This is a genomic window from Brachyspira pulli, assembly GCF_036997785.1.
Lineage (GTDB): Bacteria > Spirochaetota > Brachyspiria > Brachyspirales > Brachyspiraceae > Brachyspira > Brachyspira pulli.
Window position 1 is genome coordinate 1 of sequence record NZ_JAWLQI010000017.1, and the last position, 18,289, is coordinate 18,289.

Sequence of the window (18,289 nt, forward strand, 5' to 3'; positions counted from 1 at the left end):
TCTGTTTGAAAATTGACAAAATATATTTGTTTAGGTATATACTAAAATAATTATAAATGTAAAGTTATAATAAAAATACAATTATATAAAATATATTATTAATAATTTATTTGTAATACTAAAAAATTATTTTTTATATATATTGTACTCCATTAATCTTTGCTATAGTCATGCCGTAATTAGTTATAGGTACATTCTGTTCTTTGCATATTCTTATTCTATTTAAAATATGTTTCCTAGTACCCATGCAGCCGCCGCAATGTATAACCAAATCATATTTTGACAAATCATCTGGAAAATCATTACCTGCAACATAATCTATATCAAACTCAAAACCGAATTTCTTTTTTAATAAGTTTGGAATTTTTACTCTGCCTATATCTCCTTCCAAAGGAACATGAGTACAGCTTTCTGCTATTAATATTTTACTGTCCTTTGTTAAATTATCTATAAAATCAGCACCTTTTTTGTATACTTCTTCATCTCCTTTATAACGGGCAAAAAGAACAGAGAAAGAAGTTAATAAACTTTCTTTAGGTTTTAATTTTTCTACCTCTTTAAAAACTTGAGAATCTGTTATTATTACTTTAGGAGGATTACTTAATGCTTTCAATGCATTTTCAAATTTATCAAATGTTGAAGCAATAATTATAGCTTTATTGTCCAAAATATCCCTTATAGTTTGAACTTGAGGAAGAATCAATCTGCCTTTAGGAGCTTGAATATCCTGAGGCATAACAAGTATTACTATATCATCTTCTTTTATTATATGCCCTGTTATACTTATTTCTTCTGTTTTTGGAATTGTTAATTTTATAGTTTCTATTAATGAATCTATATTAATATTATTAGAAGCACTTATTGAAACAGTTTCTAAATTAAAAATTTCTTTTATATTTTCTTTTGTTTTTTTATAATCAGTATTTAAATCTATTTTATTTAAAACTGCTATAATAGGTATCTCTAAACTTTCAAGTTCATTTTTCCATTTCAACTCTAATGAATAATCATTATCTTTAAAAGAAGCATCAAAAACAAGCAAAGCTATATCAGAAGATTCCATTATTTTTTTAGTTCTTTCTATTCTTAATGCTCCAAGTTCTCCCTCATCATCAAATCCTGCAGTATCTACTATAACACATGCCCCTATAGTATTTATTTCTATAGCTTTTTTAACTGGATCCGTTGTTGTTCCTGCTATATTGGAAACTATTGCTATATTCTGATTTGAAATAGCATTTATAATACTTGATTTACCTGCATTTCTTCTTCCAAATATTGCAATATGAGTTCTATTTGAATTCGGTGTATTATTCATTTTTATTTCATAATTTCGTAATTTAATTTTTTAATATATTAATAATAACTAACATCTATATTTTATCAAAAACAAATTTTCATTTTTGAATATTTAATTTATATAAATACTTCGTTTAATTATACCAATTCCTAGTACTTTTTCAATATATTTAAATGAAATTATCTGATGTTAAAAAATTTTATTATTATATTGATATTATTGTTTTTAATAAAAAATCCATAATACTGCTTTAGTATTTAATCCTAAATACTAATAACAATTTATATCCTATATTTAAATAGTATTAATATGAATTAATTACATAACTTATCATATCTTATATTGTATATAAATAAAATATTAAAAAAAATAATATTTATAATTGACATATAGTATTAAATTTACTATAATAGTAAATATCAAAATAATATTTAATGGATAAAATATGTATCATAATCTTAGTAAAAATAATAAAAAAATATATGATGATTTATATGCAGCATTATCAGAAAACAATTTATATAAAAAAACAGAAGAAGAAATATTCCAAAATGTTAAAGATAAATATGATATAGATCATACAGAACTAAAAAAAATTATTAATTTAGTCAAAGATTTATTAATTTGTAATATAAAATCTGGTGAATTAGAAGCTAATAAAAGAAATGACTTAGCTATAGAACTATATAAAGAAATGCTAAAAAAGAATGATGATTTTAGAATATATACTAGTTTAGCTTATTTATATAGAGATATGGGTGACAAAGACAAAGCATTTAATATTCTTAACGAATTATTGAAATTGGACCCAGATAATGTTACATATATTAATAAAATAGGTTCTTTTTTTCTAGAAAATGAAGAATATAAAAAAGCAGTAGAAACATTTGAGAAATCTTTAAAAATAGATAATCAATATTTATCTACATATTATGAGATGGCAGATTGTTTTTATAAAATGAAAGAATATGATAAAGTGCTAGAGTATTATAATAAAGCTTTAGAAATAGATGATAAATATTTGAATACTTATTATAATATAGCAAAATATTTTAAGAAGATAGAAGAATATGATAAAGTATTAGAATATTATAATAAAGCTCTAGAAATAGATGATAAAAATATTAATACATATATAGAGATTTCGAAATTTTATACAGATATGGAAGATTATGATAAAGCTTTAGAATATTATGAGAAAGCTTTTGAAATAGATGATACCAATACAGATATTTACTCTAATATGTATGATCTTTTTAATGATAAATTAAAAGATTATGAAACAGCAGAAGAATTATTAAAAAAGATACTTAAATTAAAACCTTATGATGAATATTCATATATCAGAATATCTAATTTCAATCATGATAGAAATAATTATAGAAAAAATGTTAAATTATTTGAAAAAGCAGTAAAAATGATGCCTGATAATGATTATATGTGGAGTTCTTTATCTTCAAGTTATAATATAATAAAAGATTATGATAATGGCCTTATAGCAGCAAAAAAAGCAGTGGAGCTTGATAATACTTCTAGTTATAATTGGACTCAATTGGCTAATAGTTATAAATATAATTATGATTATGAGAATGCTTTAGAAGCTATAAAAAAAGCTTATCAATTAAATCCATATGATTGGCTAGCTATACAATCATTAGCTGAAATATTAACAAAATTAGGTAACTATGAAGAAGCAATAAAAGCGTATGAAGAATGTTATAACATTACTAATGAAACTTATTTTTTATCAGATATCTCTAATATTTATGTTCAGTTAAAAGATTTTAAGAATGCTCTTGAAATAGATCTTAAAATTGCCTCTATTGATCCAGAAGATGGAATATATTCAAGATGTGCATTTTTATTCTCTAAATTATCAAAATATGATGAAGCAGAAGATTATGCTCTTAAAGCATTGAACTTAAATAACAGTAATCCTATGGCATGGTCTTGTTTGGGAAGAGTATATTATTATTTATATAAAGATTATAAAAAATCATTAGATGCTTACAGGTTATCTTTTAAAAATAATTCTCAATCTTTTTTCGATTGGGGTAACTTTGCAAGATTAATTTATAAAATTGAAGAAAACTTTGAGGATGCAGATTTTTGTTTTAAACAAGCTATAAAATTTAAATCAGAACCTTTAGATATTCTATGGAACGATTATGGAATTTTTTTGATAGACTTTGGAAAAAAATATGATGCACTTAATGCTTTTTCAAATGCGGTAAATATTAACCCTAATAATTTGAATGCTAAAAAGAATTTAAATATAGTTATGAAAGAGATATATAATAGATAACATTTTAACAAAACGAAATTTATATCTAAACAACTATATTTTGTCAAAAATAAATTTATATTTTTGTTTTTATATATGGGGCTTTGCCCCATACTCAACTTCTTTTGCCGATTAAGGCACCTACTCGGTGGGCCCCAAAGAGCTTATATCCTCGATAAACTCGGATACGTTTCGCGAAAGGCTTGCATTTAGGCTTTAATTTAATAAATTATCTTACATATAAAATAATTTTAGTATTATTTAGTACTAATTTTATACCTTGCACTTTCACGAAGCGTGCCTGCGGCAGCAACTTTGGCGAAGCCCACCTGCGGTGTGCGGCGGGAAAAGTTGACTAAAAAATGACAAAGTTAAAAATTTTCAGTATATCATAAATAAACTATAGAATTATAAATTACATAGTTAGGTTTTAAATACATTTTTTACTTCAGTCATCTACCTGCTTCTTATACAAAATATCATATGTGAAGAGCATACAAAAGAAGCAGGTTTTATGCTATTATAAGTTGCTAAAGTCTATATATTAAATTTTAATAAATATAATTGTTTAGATACATTCAAAACGAATATAGAATAAGATTAAAACTTAAAATCTCTCCTCCCTTCATCTATGCCTTTTAAAGAATCTACTAATTTTGATTTTACCTTTTCATTAGGCACTTTCTCTATTTCATTTATTATAACTTTATCTATAGATTTTTTTGTTTCTTCTTTGGCATAATCATTCTCATATTCTTTTAAAGTTATTATAGCATTAGCCTGACAGAAGTTTTTTATTTGTCCGCTTTTAGCAAATGACATGAATCTGTCGCCTGTTCTTCCTTCTCTATAGCAAGCAGTACAGAAACTTGGAAGATAATCTATATCAGCAAGCCATTTTATAATATCATCAAGAGAACGGTTATCAGAAATTTCAAACTGTTTAGAATTTTCTTCTTCCTCCTCAACATATCCTCCAACGCTTGTTCTTGATCCTCCGCTTATTTGAGAAACACCAACTTCTAAAGCTTCCTCCCTTGATTTCTGGCTTTCTCTTGTAGAAACGATAATACCAGTATAAGGAACGGCAATTCTTAAAACAGCAACTATTTTTTTGAATAAACTATCAACTATAGCATTAGGGAAACTTTTAACATCAACATCATCGGCAGGTCTTATTCTTGGTACGCTTATAGTATGAGGGCCGCATCCAAAAGTATCTTCTAAATGTTTAGCATGATAAAGCATAGCTGTAAAATCGTATTTATAATCATAAAGTCCGAATAATACACCTATACCAACATCATCAATTCCGCCTTCCATAGCTCTGTCCATTGCCTCTGTATGATATTCATAATTACTTTTTGGGCCGCTTGGGTGAACTTTTTCATAAGTTGGTTTATGATATGTTTCTTGGAATAATACATAAGTACCAATTCCGGCATCTTTTAATTTTTTATAATTTTCTACTGTAGTTGCTGCAATATTAACATTTACTCTTCTAATTGCTCCGTTTTTATGCTTAATGCTGTATATTGTTTTTATTGATTCAAGTAAATATTCCATACTAGCATAATCAGGATCTTCTCCTGTTTCTAATGCCAGTCTTTTATGTCCCATATCTTGTAATGCTATAACTTCAGCTCTAATTTCGTCTTGAGTTAATTGTTTTCTAGCTATATGTTTATTTTTAGCATGATAAGGACAATAAACACAGCCATTAACACAATAATTTGATAAATAAAGAGGAGCAAATAAAACTATTCTTTTACCATATATTTCTAATTTTATTTTCTTTGCTATTGCAAACATTTCATTCTCTACATCTTTGTCATTGCAAAGAAGCAAAGCCAATGCCTCATTAGGTTCAAGACCTTTCATTTCATTAGCTTTATTAAGTATATCTCTTATATTATAATTACCGCTTTCAACTTGAAATATAGTTTTTAAAATTTCTTCATTATTGATAAATTCGTTTGCATTTCTTGATTTTGAATCATATTTAAATAAAGTTTCAGATGACATGAAATAAACTCCTAATAATTAAACTGATATTGATATATTATTTTTTATTGGCGTATAATGCTTTGGCAGAAACACCTTTTAACATACCAAGTTTACCTGTTAAACTATTAATTACATCATTAGGAGCATTTAAGACTATACTGATTATATTTATATTTTCTTCTCTATAAGGAATTCCCATTCTTCCTATAATAAAATTACTGTTATCATGCAAAATTTCATTAACTTTTGCTATACTGTCATTGTCTTCGATTATTATACCTATAAGAGCAATTCTATTATTTTCCATAAATCAGATAAAATATAAAAATTAAAATATTCCTTCATGATAAACATTAACAGTTATTCACTTAGGTAATAATATTATAAAATCATAAATATTTTTGTAAATAGTATTTTATAATTTTTTTAATTTTTATTTTTCTATTTTAAAGAAACTCATAACAGACTGAAGTTCTTTAGCATCATCATATAAAGCAAGCGAAGAAGCTGTGGACTGTTCTACTAAAGCAGCATTCTCTTGAGTTATAGTATCCATTTCCATAACAGCTTTATTTATTTGAGATACTCCTGACTGCTGTTCTAAAGCTGCTGAACTTATATCTCTTATAATATTTGCTGTTTCATCTATTTCAGTTTTGATACTCATAAATAATTCTTCCTGACTGCCTACTATATTATTAGCTTGATTTATTTTTTCATACACTTTATTTACTAATTCTGTTATATCCTTAGCTGAAGCCTGACTGCTCTGTGCTAAACTTCTAACCTCTGAAGCTACTACCGCAAATCCTTTACCTTGATCTCCTGCTCTAGCCGCTTCTACTGCCGCATTTAAAGCTAATATATTAGTTTGAAATGATATGCCTTCTATAACTTTTATTATATCTTTAATCTTTTCACTGTCAGCATTAACTTTATTCATACTTCTAACTGTTTCTGATACTACAGATGTGGCATTATCTATAGACTCTTTACAATGATTCATCATTTCATTGCCTTTTACAGAATTATTTGTAGCCATTGATATTGCTGAAGAAATTTCCTCCATAGATGATGCTGTTTCTTCAAGGTTGGCTGCTGTATCTTCTGATCTTTTTGATAAGTCTTTATTGCCTGCTGCTAAATTATTCGCTGCTAATGACATTTTATTTGCATTATTCAAAGTTGTTTCTATTATTTCTATAAGTTTATATTTCATATCATGAAAAGAAAGTGATAATTGTCCAAGTTCATCTTTTCTATTTAATTTTCTTCTATGCATAATGAGTCTTCCAGATGCTATTTCCTTAGCCTCATCAACTATAATATTAAGAGGTTTTATTATGCTTCTAGTAAATAAGAATACTACTAATGTCATAAAAACCATAGATATTATGCCTATTATTATACTGATAACTATAATAGATTTATTAATTTCATAAATTTCGTCCTCATCCATAGCATAAGCTACCACCCAAGGATGAATTTTCATTTTTTTATAATATCCTAATCTTTTATGATTATTAAAACTATATTCCAAATTACCTTCTACACTTCCGGACTTAAATATATTATCATATTCATTAGGAGCGTCTTCACCTATTTCATTTGGATCAGTATCCATTACAACTTTAAGCTGATCATTAACCGCTACTATTCTTCCGCTTCTTCCCAATTTTATATTGCTGAAATAATTTTCATAGATAATAGAAGATCTAACTATCAATATCAAATAACCTATAACATTATTCTCAAAGTCTAATATTTGAGTACCAATAGATACAGTATATTCTCCAGTATCTGCTGACTTTCTCATATTATTTCCAATGGCATATTCTGATCCGGATTTTAATTTATTCCACATACCGGGTCTAAATTCTGACATATTCTTGCCTGTTAATTCATTTTTTTTATCTAATAATATATTACCATCAACACCTAAAACATAAATATTTTCTAAATACTCATTTCTTTTTATGAATAAATTTAAATCCATTAATCCTAATCTTCTGGAATTTTCATCTCTATTTATAAGATAATTTCTGATATTAGCACTGCTGGAATAGGCAACTGAAACCATAACTTGAGAATTTAATATAGAATTGAATAAATTAGCATATCCTTCTACGGTGTTCTTAAAACCTGTATCCGTACTTTGTGTTATTCCTTTATTTGAAAAAAATACTGATGCAGTTAATAAAAAAGCCAGCATTAATATAGACATTAAACTAATGGTAATAGGCATTTTAAAAGACAGGCTGCTAAATTTACTCATACTTTAAGCTCCTTAGGCATTTAGAATTTGTTTAAGATCAGTACGAAAAAATATAGTAGAATTTACTATATAATATATAGTATAGTAAATTATATTAACACTGTCAATTAAATACCCTACACATGTATATGAAAATTAAATAATAATATTGTTGTATAGAAAAAATGTTAATGTAAAGTTATTCTATACAACAATATCATATAAGATTATTTTTCTATTTTGAAGAAACTTACGAGAGATTGTAATTCTTTTGCATCATTAAACAAAGCAATAGAAGAAGCTGTTGACTCCTCTACTAAAGCAGCATTCTCTTGAGTTATAGAATCCATTTCCATAACTGCTTTATTTACTTGAGATACTCCTGACTGCTGTTCTAAGGCAGCTGAACTAATATCTCTTATAATATTTGCTGTTTCGTCTATCTGATTTTTTATATCTACAAATAATTGTTCCTGACTTTCAACATCTTTATTAGCTTTATTGATTTTTTCATATACCTGATTAATCAACTCTGTAATATCTTTAGCTGAAGTTTGACTGCTCTGTGCTAAACTTCTAACCTCTGAAGCTACTACTGCAAATCCTTTACCTTGATCTCCTGCTCTGGCTGCCTCAACTGCGGCATTTAATGCTAATATATTAGTTTGGAATGCTATTCCTTCTATAACTTTAATAATATCCTTAATTTTTTCACTATCATTATTAACATCATTTATACTTTTTACTGTTTCCGCTACAACAGTAGTAGCATTATCTATAGCCTCTTTACAACTATTCATCATCTCATTACCTTTTACAGAATTATTAGCCGCCATAGTAATTGCTGAAGCTATTTCTTCCATAGATGAAGCTGTTTCTTCAAGATTGGCTGCTGTATTTTCTGCTTTATGAGCCAAATCTTTATTACCTGCTGCAAGACTATTGGCAGAATTAGCCATTTTATCAGTATTATGTAAAGTTGTTTCTATTACCTCTATAAGTTTATATTTCATATCATGGAATGAATGAGATAATTGTCCAAGTTCATCTTTTCTGTCTAATTTTCTTCTGTGCATGATAAGTCTTCCAGATGCAATTTCTTTAGCCTCATCAACTATAATATTAAGAGGTTTTATTATGCTTCTAGTAAATAGGAAAACTACCAATGTCATAAAGATTATGGATATTATACCAATAATAATGCTTGTTATGACTATTGATCGATTAATCTCATAAATTTCCTCAGAATCCATAGCATAAGCAACTATCCAAGGCTGTACTGTCATCTTTTTATAAAAACCTTCTCTTACATGATTGTTAGCACTATAACTAATCTCTCCTGATAGAGAATTGCTTTTTATTATATTATTATATTCACTAGGTGCTTGCTTGTTTATTTCTTTGGGGTCAGTATCCATTAAAACAACCGCATTATTATTTACAATCGCTATTCTTCCGCTTCTTCCTAGTTGTATATTACTGAAATAACTATCATATATAACCATTACCTTTATAATAGAAACTAAATATCCTATTAAAGTATTATCATAATCAAGAATTCTTACTCCTAAAGATATTGTAAGTTCGCCTGTAGCAGCTGATTCTTTAATTTCATTTCCAAAAGCTATATCTTCTCCAGCCAACAATTTCTGCATCATATCCGGTCTTAAATCCATAAAATTTCTGCCTATTAATTTGGCATTTTTATCAAAAACTATAACCCCATTAGTATTCATTATAGAAATATTTTCAATAAAATTATTATTTTCTACAAATGAAGTTATATCCAAAAATACATTATTACTATAAGCATTATTCATATCTCTAAGAAAATTCTTAATATTTGCACTGCTAGTATAAGCCTTATTTACCATTACTTGAGCATCTAATATAGAATCAAATAAATTTGCGTATCCTTCTACTGTATTTTTGAAACCGGTATCAGTACTTTGTGTTATACCTTTATTGGCAAAAAATATGGATGCACTTAATAGAAAACTTAACATTAAAACAGACATTAAAATAATAATAACAGGTAGTTTAAAAGACAGACTATAAATTTTTCTCATACAAAATCTCCCTTAATTTATAATTTCATAGTTAATAATGAAAACAGTGACGGGGTATGTATGAAGTATAGTACAAAAAAATTTGATTGTCAATAAAAAAAAATAACATTTCAACTAAGCTAAAATATTTTATAGCTTAATTGAAATGTTATTTTATACAAATATTACAACAGATAATTATTTTTCTATTTTAAAGAAACTAATAATATCCTGTAAATGTCTAGCATCATCATATAAAGACATAGAAGAAGCTGTAGATTCCTCTACTAAAGCAGCATTTTCCTGAGTTAAGTTATCCATTTCTTCTACAGCTCTATTTACTTGAGATACACCTTCTTTTTGTTCAACTGCAGCCTCAGTTATAGCTCTTATTGTATCAGCAGTTTCTTCTATTTGCTCTTTGATACCAACAAATAACTGTTCCTGACTTCCTACTATATTATTGGCTTTATTAATTTTTTCATATACCTGATTAATTAACTCTGTAATATCTTTAGCTGAATCCTGGCTGCTTTGTGCCAAACTTCTAACCTCAGAAGCTACTACAGCAAAACCTTTACCTTGATCTCCTGCTCTAGCTGCTTCAACTGCTGCGTTAAGTGCTAATATATTAGTTTGAAATGCTATTCCTTCTATAACTTTAATAATATTCTTTATTTTCTCACTATCAGCATTAACTTCGCTTATGCTTTTTACTGTATCTTCTACTACAGAAGCGGCATTTTCTATAGCTACTTTACAATCTTTCATCATATCATTTCCTTTTACAGAATTATTGATAGATATTGTAATTGCAGCTGCTATTTCTTCCATAAATGAACCTGTTTCTTCAAGGTTTCCAGCTGTACTTTCTGCTTTTTCCGCTAAATCTTTATTACCTACTGCCAAATTATTAGCTGCCTGAGACATTCTATCTGCTTGACTTAAAGAAGCTTCCATTATTTCAATAAGTTTATATTTCATATTATGGAAAGAAAGTGATAATTGTCCTATTTCATCTTTTCTATTTACCTTTCTTCCATGCATAACAAGTCTTCCAGACTCTATTTCTTTAGCCTCATCAACTATAATATTAAGAGGTTTAGTGATGCTTTTTGCAAATAAGAACATCATTATTACCAAAGCTATAATAGATAAAAATGCCACAATAATGCTTACAGTAATTGTCATCCTAATCTGGGAATAAATTTCATCTTCATTCATAGCATAAGTTACAATCCAAGGCTTAATATCCATTTTCTTATAACGTCCGACTCTAACAACATTTCCTTTCTTATAAGAATAAGGGCCTGTTTTTGAAGCATCTCTAAATATTTCTTTATATTCTTGAGGTGCCTCTTTATTTATATTGGCAGTATCCATATCCATAGTAACAATATTACTATCATTAACAGCAACTATTCTTCCAGTCTTTCCCAATTTTACATCTTTAAAAAAATTATCATGTATTACTGAACCTTTAACTGTAGTAACTAAATAGCCTATAGTATTATTAGTAAAATCTGTTATTCTTACTCCCATACCCATAGTAATTTCTTTACTTACTGGTGATTCTCTTGTAAGTCCTAAAGCTGCTGTTTCTCCTTCTTTAAATTTTTGCCATAATACTGGTCTTATATCAGCTAAAGTTCTTCCTATTAATCCAGTATCCAAAGTTAAAAGCACATCTCCATTTATATCCGTAAGATAAATATTTTCTACATAAGGGTTCCTATCCATAAAATTTTTTATATCAACTACACAATATCCCCTGTAAGTTTCATCTCTAAATAAAAGATAATTTCTTATATTAGCATCACTAGCATAAGAAGCTGCAAGCATAAATTGTGCTTCTATAACAGAATCCAATAAAGATGCATATCCATCTACTGTATTTTGGAATCCTACATCTATAGCTTCTCTTATACCTCTGCTTGAAAAATATAAAGAAATTGATAAAAGAACTACTATTATAATAACACTTATAAAACTAATAACTAAAGGAAGTTTAAATGCTAAGCTATTTAATTTCTTCATAAAAAGTCCTCTAAAATAATTATTTATGCTACATTTTATAATTATAGTAAAATTTATTATTCTTGTCAAATAATATTAAATAATTAGATTTCTAAAATACATAATCTCGAAATTACGTTAAATATTATAGATTTTTTTTATAAAAATAATATAACTCAAATTACTAATATTGAAATAATTAATAAATATATTTTAACATAAAAAAATAATTTTATCTAATATAAAATCACACATTTTTAAATTTAAAATAGGAAATATTCTCGGCTATATGTTCCGTTTTATTTAATATTTCTTTACTAGATACAGCACTATCATTTGCAAGAGAACTATTTCTTTGAGTAATATCATTAATAGAAGCAACACTTATATTAATTTGTTCAATATTATCTTTTTCTTCTTCGGCTGCATTTGCTATACTTACCAATGAATTGGAAACATCTATTACTAAATTATTTATTTCATTTAATAGTGATGAAGATTCAGCAACAGTTTCATATCCGGAATTTATTTTTTGAATAGTACTTTCTACTATTGCTGTTATATCATCTGCTGCCTTAGAAGAAGTTTGTGCCAAATTCCTTACCTCACTAGCTACAACTGCAAAACCTTTACCTTGATCACCTGCACGTGCTGCTTCAACTGCTGCATTAAGTGCTAATATATTAGTTTGAAATGCTATAGACTGTATCATTTTAATAATTTCTGATATTTGTTTACTAGCATCTGATATTTCATTCATATTTGATGAAGTTTTAGATACCATTTCTACACCTTTAATAGTACATTCCAATGCTTTTTTACTCACTTCTTTAGCATTACTTGTATTATTACAAGTATCTGAAATAGAAGATGAAAGAAATTGTATTGCACTTGCTAATTCATTAATAGATGATGACTGTGAAAGAGTTCTCATTGACAAATCATCATTACCTAAAGATATTTTATCCATTTCACTATTAATAGAATCTATATCCACTTTTAAATTATAAATTACTGAACTAACATTTTTCTGCATTTCATCTATAGAAGATGATAAAGCATTAGCTATATTACGCTGTTTTTTTGAATCCTTTTCTTTAATGTCAAAATTACCTAAAGCCATATTATCTATATGACTTATAGCTTCATTTAAAGTATTGGTAATAGGTATAGTAATAAAAGTTACTAAAATTGTTTCTAAAGCAAGAGATAATAGTATTATAAATACTAAATAAAAAGTTAATGCATTTGTTCTATCTCTTAATTCATTAATATTTCCTTTAGCTACTATATACCAAGGAAAACCTGTTATTTCTTTTATTCCATACCACTGACCTTTTATTATAGAAACAGCACTTCCATTATTTATATTATTTTTATATCTAAAAACTGCGGTATATCAAATGCACTATACTTTTCATTCAATAAATAATCAGCATTACTATGATTGAGATATCTTCCATCTGAAAGAACTACATAAAACTCATAACCTTTATCATTTTTTATTTCATTCATTATACTGTCTATCTTTGAAAAATAAACATCTAATGCCGCAACTCCTTTAATATAAGATGCATTTCTAACAGCTATTGCTAAAGTTATAACTGTAGAAGATGTTGAAACATCGGTATACGGTTCGCTTACATAAACATCATTTGTATTTACAGAATTAATATACCAATCTCTAGTAGTCTGGTCATAATCGCTTGGTATAGTATCTGGAATAGCACTTACAAAAACACCTCCATCAGCATAAGGAATATTGCCCCCAAAATAAATATCAACTAATTCCTTATCTAATGTTTTCATTTTATAAACTGCTGACATCATATCATTTACCGACATATCTGTTTCAAAGAAATTATTAACTGTTTTTAATTGGGTTTTATATTCAGATATCCACCTTGATATATCCAATGAAACATTATCCATTATATCATCTATATTATATAAGAAATTTTCCTTATACTGTTTGTAATAAGTTATATATATTGGAACACAAATCAATACAAAAAATATAAAGTATGGAATAACAAATTTTAATATAATCATGCTTCTGCTGATTCTTTTTTTGTCTTAACCATATTAAGACTCCTAAAACATTTAAAATTGATATACATGATATAAAAGAAAATATTATTGTCAATAAAAATTTGTTTATTATATAATGATATTACTACTTTTTTAATTAATTAATTAATAATTATTATATATATGTTTTTATGTAAAAAAATGACTAACATCATTTAAACACAATAAATTTAATATAATTTGACTAATTCTTTTTTTATTATAGAATACTATAAAATGGAAAAAATCATTAGAAGAACTGCATTAACTATAATATATATAATATTAGCCTCTTTAATAACTGCCTCAGTAATTATTATACCTAAAGCATATAATTTTTATAAATCATGCAAAGAATACGTAAATAAACCATTTTCAAATAATGAATTAAAAATAAACGAAGACCGTGCTTTAAAAATATATGATAGAAACTCAATATTAATATCAACCATATTTCCAAAGCATGGCGGTTTCTTTGAAGAAGTTAAATATGAAGACTTATCAACAAATTTAATAAATGCTGTTGTAAGTGCTGAGGATAAAAATTTCTTTAATCATAATGGAATAGATTATAAAGCAATAATAAGAGCGTTTTTATCAAATCTTATAAGCGGCAGGGTGGTATCCGGAGGAAGTACAATAACTCAGCAATTAGCGAAAAATATTATTCCACGTGAAAGAACATATATAAATAAATTCTATGAAGCATTAGATGCAATAAGATTAGAAAGAAATCTTACAAAAGAACAAATAATAACAGAATATTTAAATAGAGTATTCTTTGGAAATAACTGTTATGGTGTAGGTGCTGCAAGTGATTTATACTTTCATAAAAAAGCAAAAGATTTAAACAACAATGAATCTGCAATGCTTGCTTCTATAATAAAATCAGGTACAAAATTTAATCCATATAAACATGAAGAAAGATTAAAATCAAGAAGAATATATGTACTTGGAGAAATGAAGAATAATAATTTTATAACAGAAGAAAATTATAATATATATACAAATGAAAAATTAAAAATTTATAATGATAAAGATAAATACACTTTTAAAGCCCCTCACTTTACAATGTATGCCAAAGAATCATTAGAGCAATTAAAATATACCGGAGTAACAGAATTAAGAACAACATTAGATTATAATATGCAAAAAGAAGCAGTATTAGTTATAAGCAATTCCAGTCAGTCGCTTCATACATTCAATGTAAGAAATATATCATGCGTAATACTTAATGCTAAAACTGGAGAAGTACTTTCAATGATAGGTTCTATGGATTATTTTGATGCTGAAACTCATGGTGCTGTTAATGGAGCTACAGCATTAAGACAAGCAGGAAGTACTTTAAAACCATTTATGTATGCATATCTATTCGATAAAGGAGAATCTCCTGCTTCAGTTATAGCTGATATAAAAACTCATATCAATTCACCTGGCGGAGATTATATACCAGAAAATTTCGATCATAAATACAGAGGCCCAGTTACTATAAGGGACGCATTAGCTAATTCATTAAATATACCTGCAGTTAAATGGCTTGCAAGATACAGTATAAGAGATTTTCAGAATATACTTTTAAAATCCGGATTAAGTTCTATAGATAAAAATCCTGATCATTATGGATATTCTTTGGTGCTTGGAAGTGCTGAAGTGCGTTTAGTTGATTTAGCTTCAGCATATACTATATTCCCAAATTCCGGAACTTTTATAAATCATTATTCTATAAAATCATTAAAAAAAGCCAATGGAGAAGTTATTACACTTCCTAAGAAAACTACAAGAAAAGTAATATCAGAAGAAAGTGCATATTTAATAACAAGCATATTATCCGATAGAAATGCAAGAATGGGTTCATTCAGAAGTTATAAAGGAATAGTTTATCCATTTTCTGTAGCTATAAAAACTGGAACTTCAAAAGGTTCAAGAGATGCTTGGGCTATAGGATATACAAAAGATTATATAGTTGGAATTTGGCTTGGTGATTTTGCAGGAAGCGAAATGATAAATATAACCGGCGGTAATGGTGCTGTTCCTATACTTTATGATTTATTTACTATGCTTAATAAAAGTCAGAAGGAAACTAAATGGGATAAGCCTGATACTATAGTAAAAAGAGAAATTTGTCTTATAAGCGGAAAACTTAGAAATGAATTCTGTAAAGAAACTAGAATGGAAGTTTTCTCTCATATAAATGTACCTACTGAAGAATGCGATGTTCATAATCTTTATATAAGAAACAACAGTGATGGTTCTGTAAGTGAAAAAGTTTTTGTAAATTTACCAAGTGAATATAATGGCTGGATTAGAGAACAGCAATTAGAACGCCCTACCCCAGAATGGACAAAAGTTAATAATATTTATGCATATAACATGGCTAAACAAAATAATATTAATAATACAGTAAATAGAATGGATAATACTATAAACACTGAAAATAATATAGCTTACAATACAGTTCAGACAACTTCAGAAAATATAATTCAAGTTCCAAGAATAAAAGAAAGACTATCAATAAAAGAACCTACTGATAATTCTGTATATAAAATAGATTCCACATTGCCTTTGGAATATCAAAATATATTCATATCTTCATACATTCCTAAAAATATTGTATCAGCAAAATTATATTGTGATAATGATATAATAGGAAATATTGATGATTTAAAAAAAGATTATATAAGATGGAATTTAAAACAAGGAAGTCATACTTTTTATATAGAAGCTGAAACAGAAAATGGAGAAATTATAAAAAGTTCTACTGTAAAAATATACGTACAGTAAAAAAAAATCGTATTGCCAATTTTTATTAATGTCGATAATATTAATAGTAAGTTATCTATTTTATGGAGTTTATCTATGAATAAAAAAATTATTTTCATACTACTAATGCTTTCTATGGCTTTAACTTTGCAGTCTGCTTATAAAACTAATCAGTATATGAAAGTTGTTGATGTTAAAGGAAAAGTAAAAATATCATCTCAAAAAGCTATAGTAAAACCAGCACAGAATGGAGATTTATTATTTTCAAAAGATAATATATCAACTGAAAAAAATTCTTCCCTAACTTCATATTTAGAAAGCAACAACATATTTAAAGTAAAAGAAAACTCATCATTAAATATAGAAGAATCTTATGATAAAACAGGAAATACTAAATTGCATTTGGATAATGGAGATTTTTTAATCGTAGCTTCATCAAATGCTAAACCTGACAGTATTAGAATATCAACTTCTAATGCTGATGTAAAAGTATCTGGTGCTGCTTTAATATCATATACTAATGGAAATACAAAAGCTCAATTCTTATATGGAGACGGCGAAGTAAATGGTACTAAAGTTGATCAATATATGGAAGCTAATATTGATAATTCAAATAAAGTATCTATAAAAAATATAGAAGTTAATGAATCTTTAACTAATACTATTAATGAAATATCTTCTATGCCTTATGTAAAAACAATGGTTGCTGATATATCAAATGTTGTTGATGTTAAAAACTATTATGAAAATAAAGCCAGCAGCGAAACTAATACTGTAGCTGAAATTACATCTGAAACTTATACAGAAACAAATACAAATGAAAATATCACTACTTTTATAATAACTAATGAAATAAAACAATAATAATAAATAAAATTATATAAATCTCTCTTTATCTTTCATAAACTTTGACAAATAAAAAATAGAGTATATAATATACTTAAATATGGGTAAAAAGGTAAAGAGAGATGACTCCTCGAGAACAAATAGTAAATGCTGGAAAGAGGCTATTTAAACAATATGGTTTCAAAAAAGCATCTATGAGTGATATAGCCTTAATGGTACATAAATCAAAAAGCAGTATTTATCATTATTTTAAAAGTAAAGAGGAAATATTTTTTGCTATAGCAGAAAATGAAGCCAATGATCTTAAAAAAGATTTATATGAAGCTATAAAAAAAGAAGATACTGCTGAGGCAAAATTAAGAGCTTATATTCTAACAAGACAAAAAGGTTATATAAAATTAGCTAATCTATATGAAGCATTACATAGCGAAATATTTGAAGATTTTACTCTTATAGAACATATGAGAGCACAATATCATAAAGAAGAATACGATACAATAAAAATGATACTTAGAAATGGTGTTAAAAAAGGCTTATTCAATATAGATTTGAGACTTGCTACAGAATCAATTTTAGCAATCATAAAAGGATTTGAAATAGAATGGGCTAAAAATAAAAACACTGAAAACTATGAAAAAGATTTAGATACAATAATAAATATCATCTTTTATGGAATTGTTAAAAGAGATTAATTTGAATAAAAA

At 26.6% G+C, this 18,289-nt stretch carries 12 protein-coding genes; 4 read left to right on the forward strand and 8 right to left on the reverse strand.

All coding sequences use genetic code 11. The annotated features are described in order from the left end of the window. Window positions 1-133: 133 nt before the first annotated feature. Window positions 134-1,318 carry a [FeFe] hydrogenase H-cluster maturation GTPase HydF gene (gene hydF, locus R4K56_RS05440; RefSeq protein ID WP_335772088.1) on the reverse strand — a complete coding sequence of 395 codons (1,185 nt, stop codon included), beginning with the start codon at window positions 1,316-1,318 and terminating at the stop codon, window positions 134-136. Window positions 1,319-1,745: 427 nt separating this feature from the next. Here hydF and R4K56_RS05445 point away from each other — a divergent pair, with 427 nt between their 5' ends. Continuing rightward, window positions 1,746-3,605 (forward strand): tetratricopeptide repeat protein, encoded by a 1,860-nt coding sequence (locus R4K56_RS05445; RefSeq protein ID WP_335772087.1) that lies wholly within the window; start codon window positions 1,746-1,748, stop codon window positions 3,603-3,605. 579 nt (window positions 3,606-4,184) lie between these two features. On the opposite strand, the gene hydG is transcribed toward R4K56_RS05445, so the two are convergent. From hydG to R4K56_RS05480, 7 genes are all read right to left on the reverse strand, one after another. Next, entirely contained in the window at window positions 4,185-5,609 is a 1,425-nt protein-coding gene (hydG, locus tag R4K56_RS05450; protein ID WP_335772086.1) for a [FeFe] hydrogenase H-cluster radical SAM maturase HydG, read from the reverse strand. 37 nt (window positions 5,610-5,646) lie between these two features. Beyond that, window positions 5,647-5,898: a TM1266 family iron-only hydrogenase system putative regulator gene (locus R4K56_RS05455; RefSeq protein ID WP_335759384.1), complete on the reverse strand. Its 252-nt coding sequence runs from the start codon at window positions 5,896-5,898 to the stop codon at window positions 5,647-5,649. Between the two features lie 126 nt (window positions 5,899-6,024). Continuing rightward, window positions 6,025-7,866 carry a methyl-accepting chemotaxis protein gene (locus tag R4K56_RS05460; protein ID WP_335772085.1) on the reverse strand — a complete coding sequence of 614 codons (1,842 nt, stop codon included), beginning with the start codon at window positions 7,864-7,866 and terminating at the stop codon, window positions 6,025-6,027. Between the two features lie 206 nt (window positions 7,867-8,072). Beyond that, the gene (locus R4K56_RS05465; RefSeq protein ID WP_335769825.1) at window positions 8,073-9,914 is read right to left on the reverse strand and encodes a methyl-accepting chemotaxis protein; all 1,842 of its coding nucleotides are present in this window, start codon (window positions 9,912-9,914) and stop codon (window positions 8,073-8,075) included. Window positions 9,915-10,091: 177 nt separating this feature from the next. After that, the gene (locus R4K56_RS05470; RefSeq protein ID WP_335772084.1) at window positions 10,092-11,930 is read right to left on the reverse strand and encodes a methyl-accepting chemotaxis protein; all 1,839 of its coding nucleotides are present in this window, start codon (window positions 11,928-11,930) and stop codon (window positions 10,092-10,094) included. 226 nt (window positions 11,931-12,156) lie between these two features. Next, window positions 12,157-13,032, reverse strand: coding sequence for a methyl-accepting chemotaxis protein (locus R4K56_RS05475; RefSeq protein WP_335772083.1), 876 nt, complete (start codon window positions 13,030-13,032; stop codon window positions 12,157-12,159). Between the two features lie 242 nt (window positions 13,033-13,274). Next, window positions 13,275-13,961, reverse strand: a complete 687-nt coding sequence (locus tag R4K56_RS05480) for a cache domain-containing protein (RefSeq protein ID WP_335772082.1) — start codon at window positions 13,959-13,961, stop codon at window positions 13,275-13,277. A gap of 255 nt (window positions 13,962-14,216) precedes the next feature. On the opposite strand from R4K56_RS05480, the gene pbpC reads away from it, so the two are divergent. From pbpC to R4K56_RS05495, 3 genes are all read left to right on the forward strand, one after another. Next, window positions 14,217-16,760, forward strand: coding sequence for a penicillin-binding protein 1C (gene pbpC / locus R4K56_RS05485; protein ID WP_335769827.1), 2,544 nt, complete (start codon window positions 14,217-14,219; stop codon window positions 16,758-16,760). A gap of 75 nt (window positions 16,761-16,835) precedes the next feature. Beyond that, window positions 16,836-17,603: a FecR domain-containing protein gene (locus R4K56_RS05490; RefSeq protein WP_335772081.1), complete on the forward strand. Its 768-nt coding sequence runs from the start codon at window positions 16,836-16,838 to the stop codon at window positions 17,601-17,603. A 104-nt stretch (window positions 17,604-17,707) separates the two neighbouring features. Next, window positions 17,708-18,277, forward strand: a complete 570-nt coding sequence (locus tag R4K56_RS05495; protein WP_297299187.1) for a TetR/AcrR family transcriptional regulator — start codon at window positions 17,708-17,710, stop codon at window positions 18,275-18,277. Window positions 18,278-18,289 lie beyond the last annotated feature (12 nt).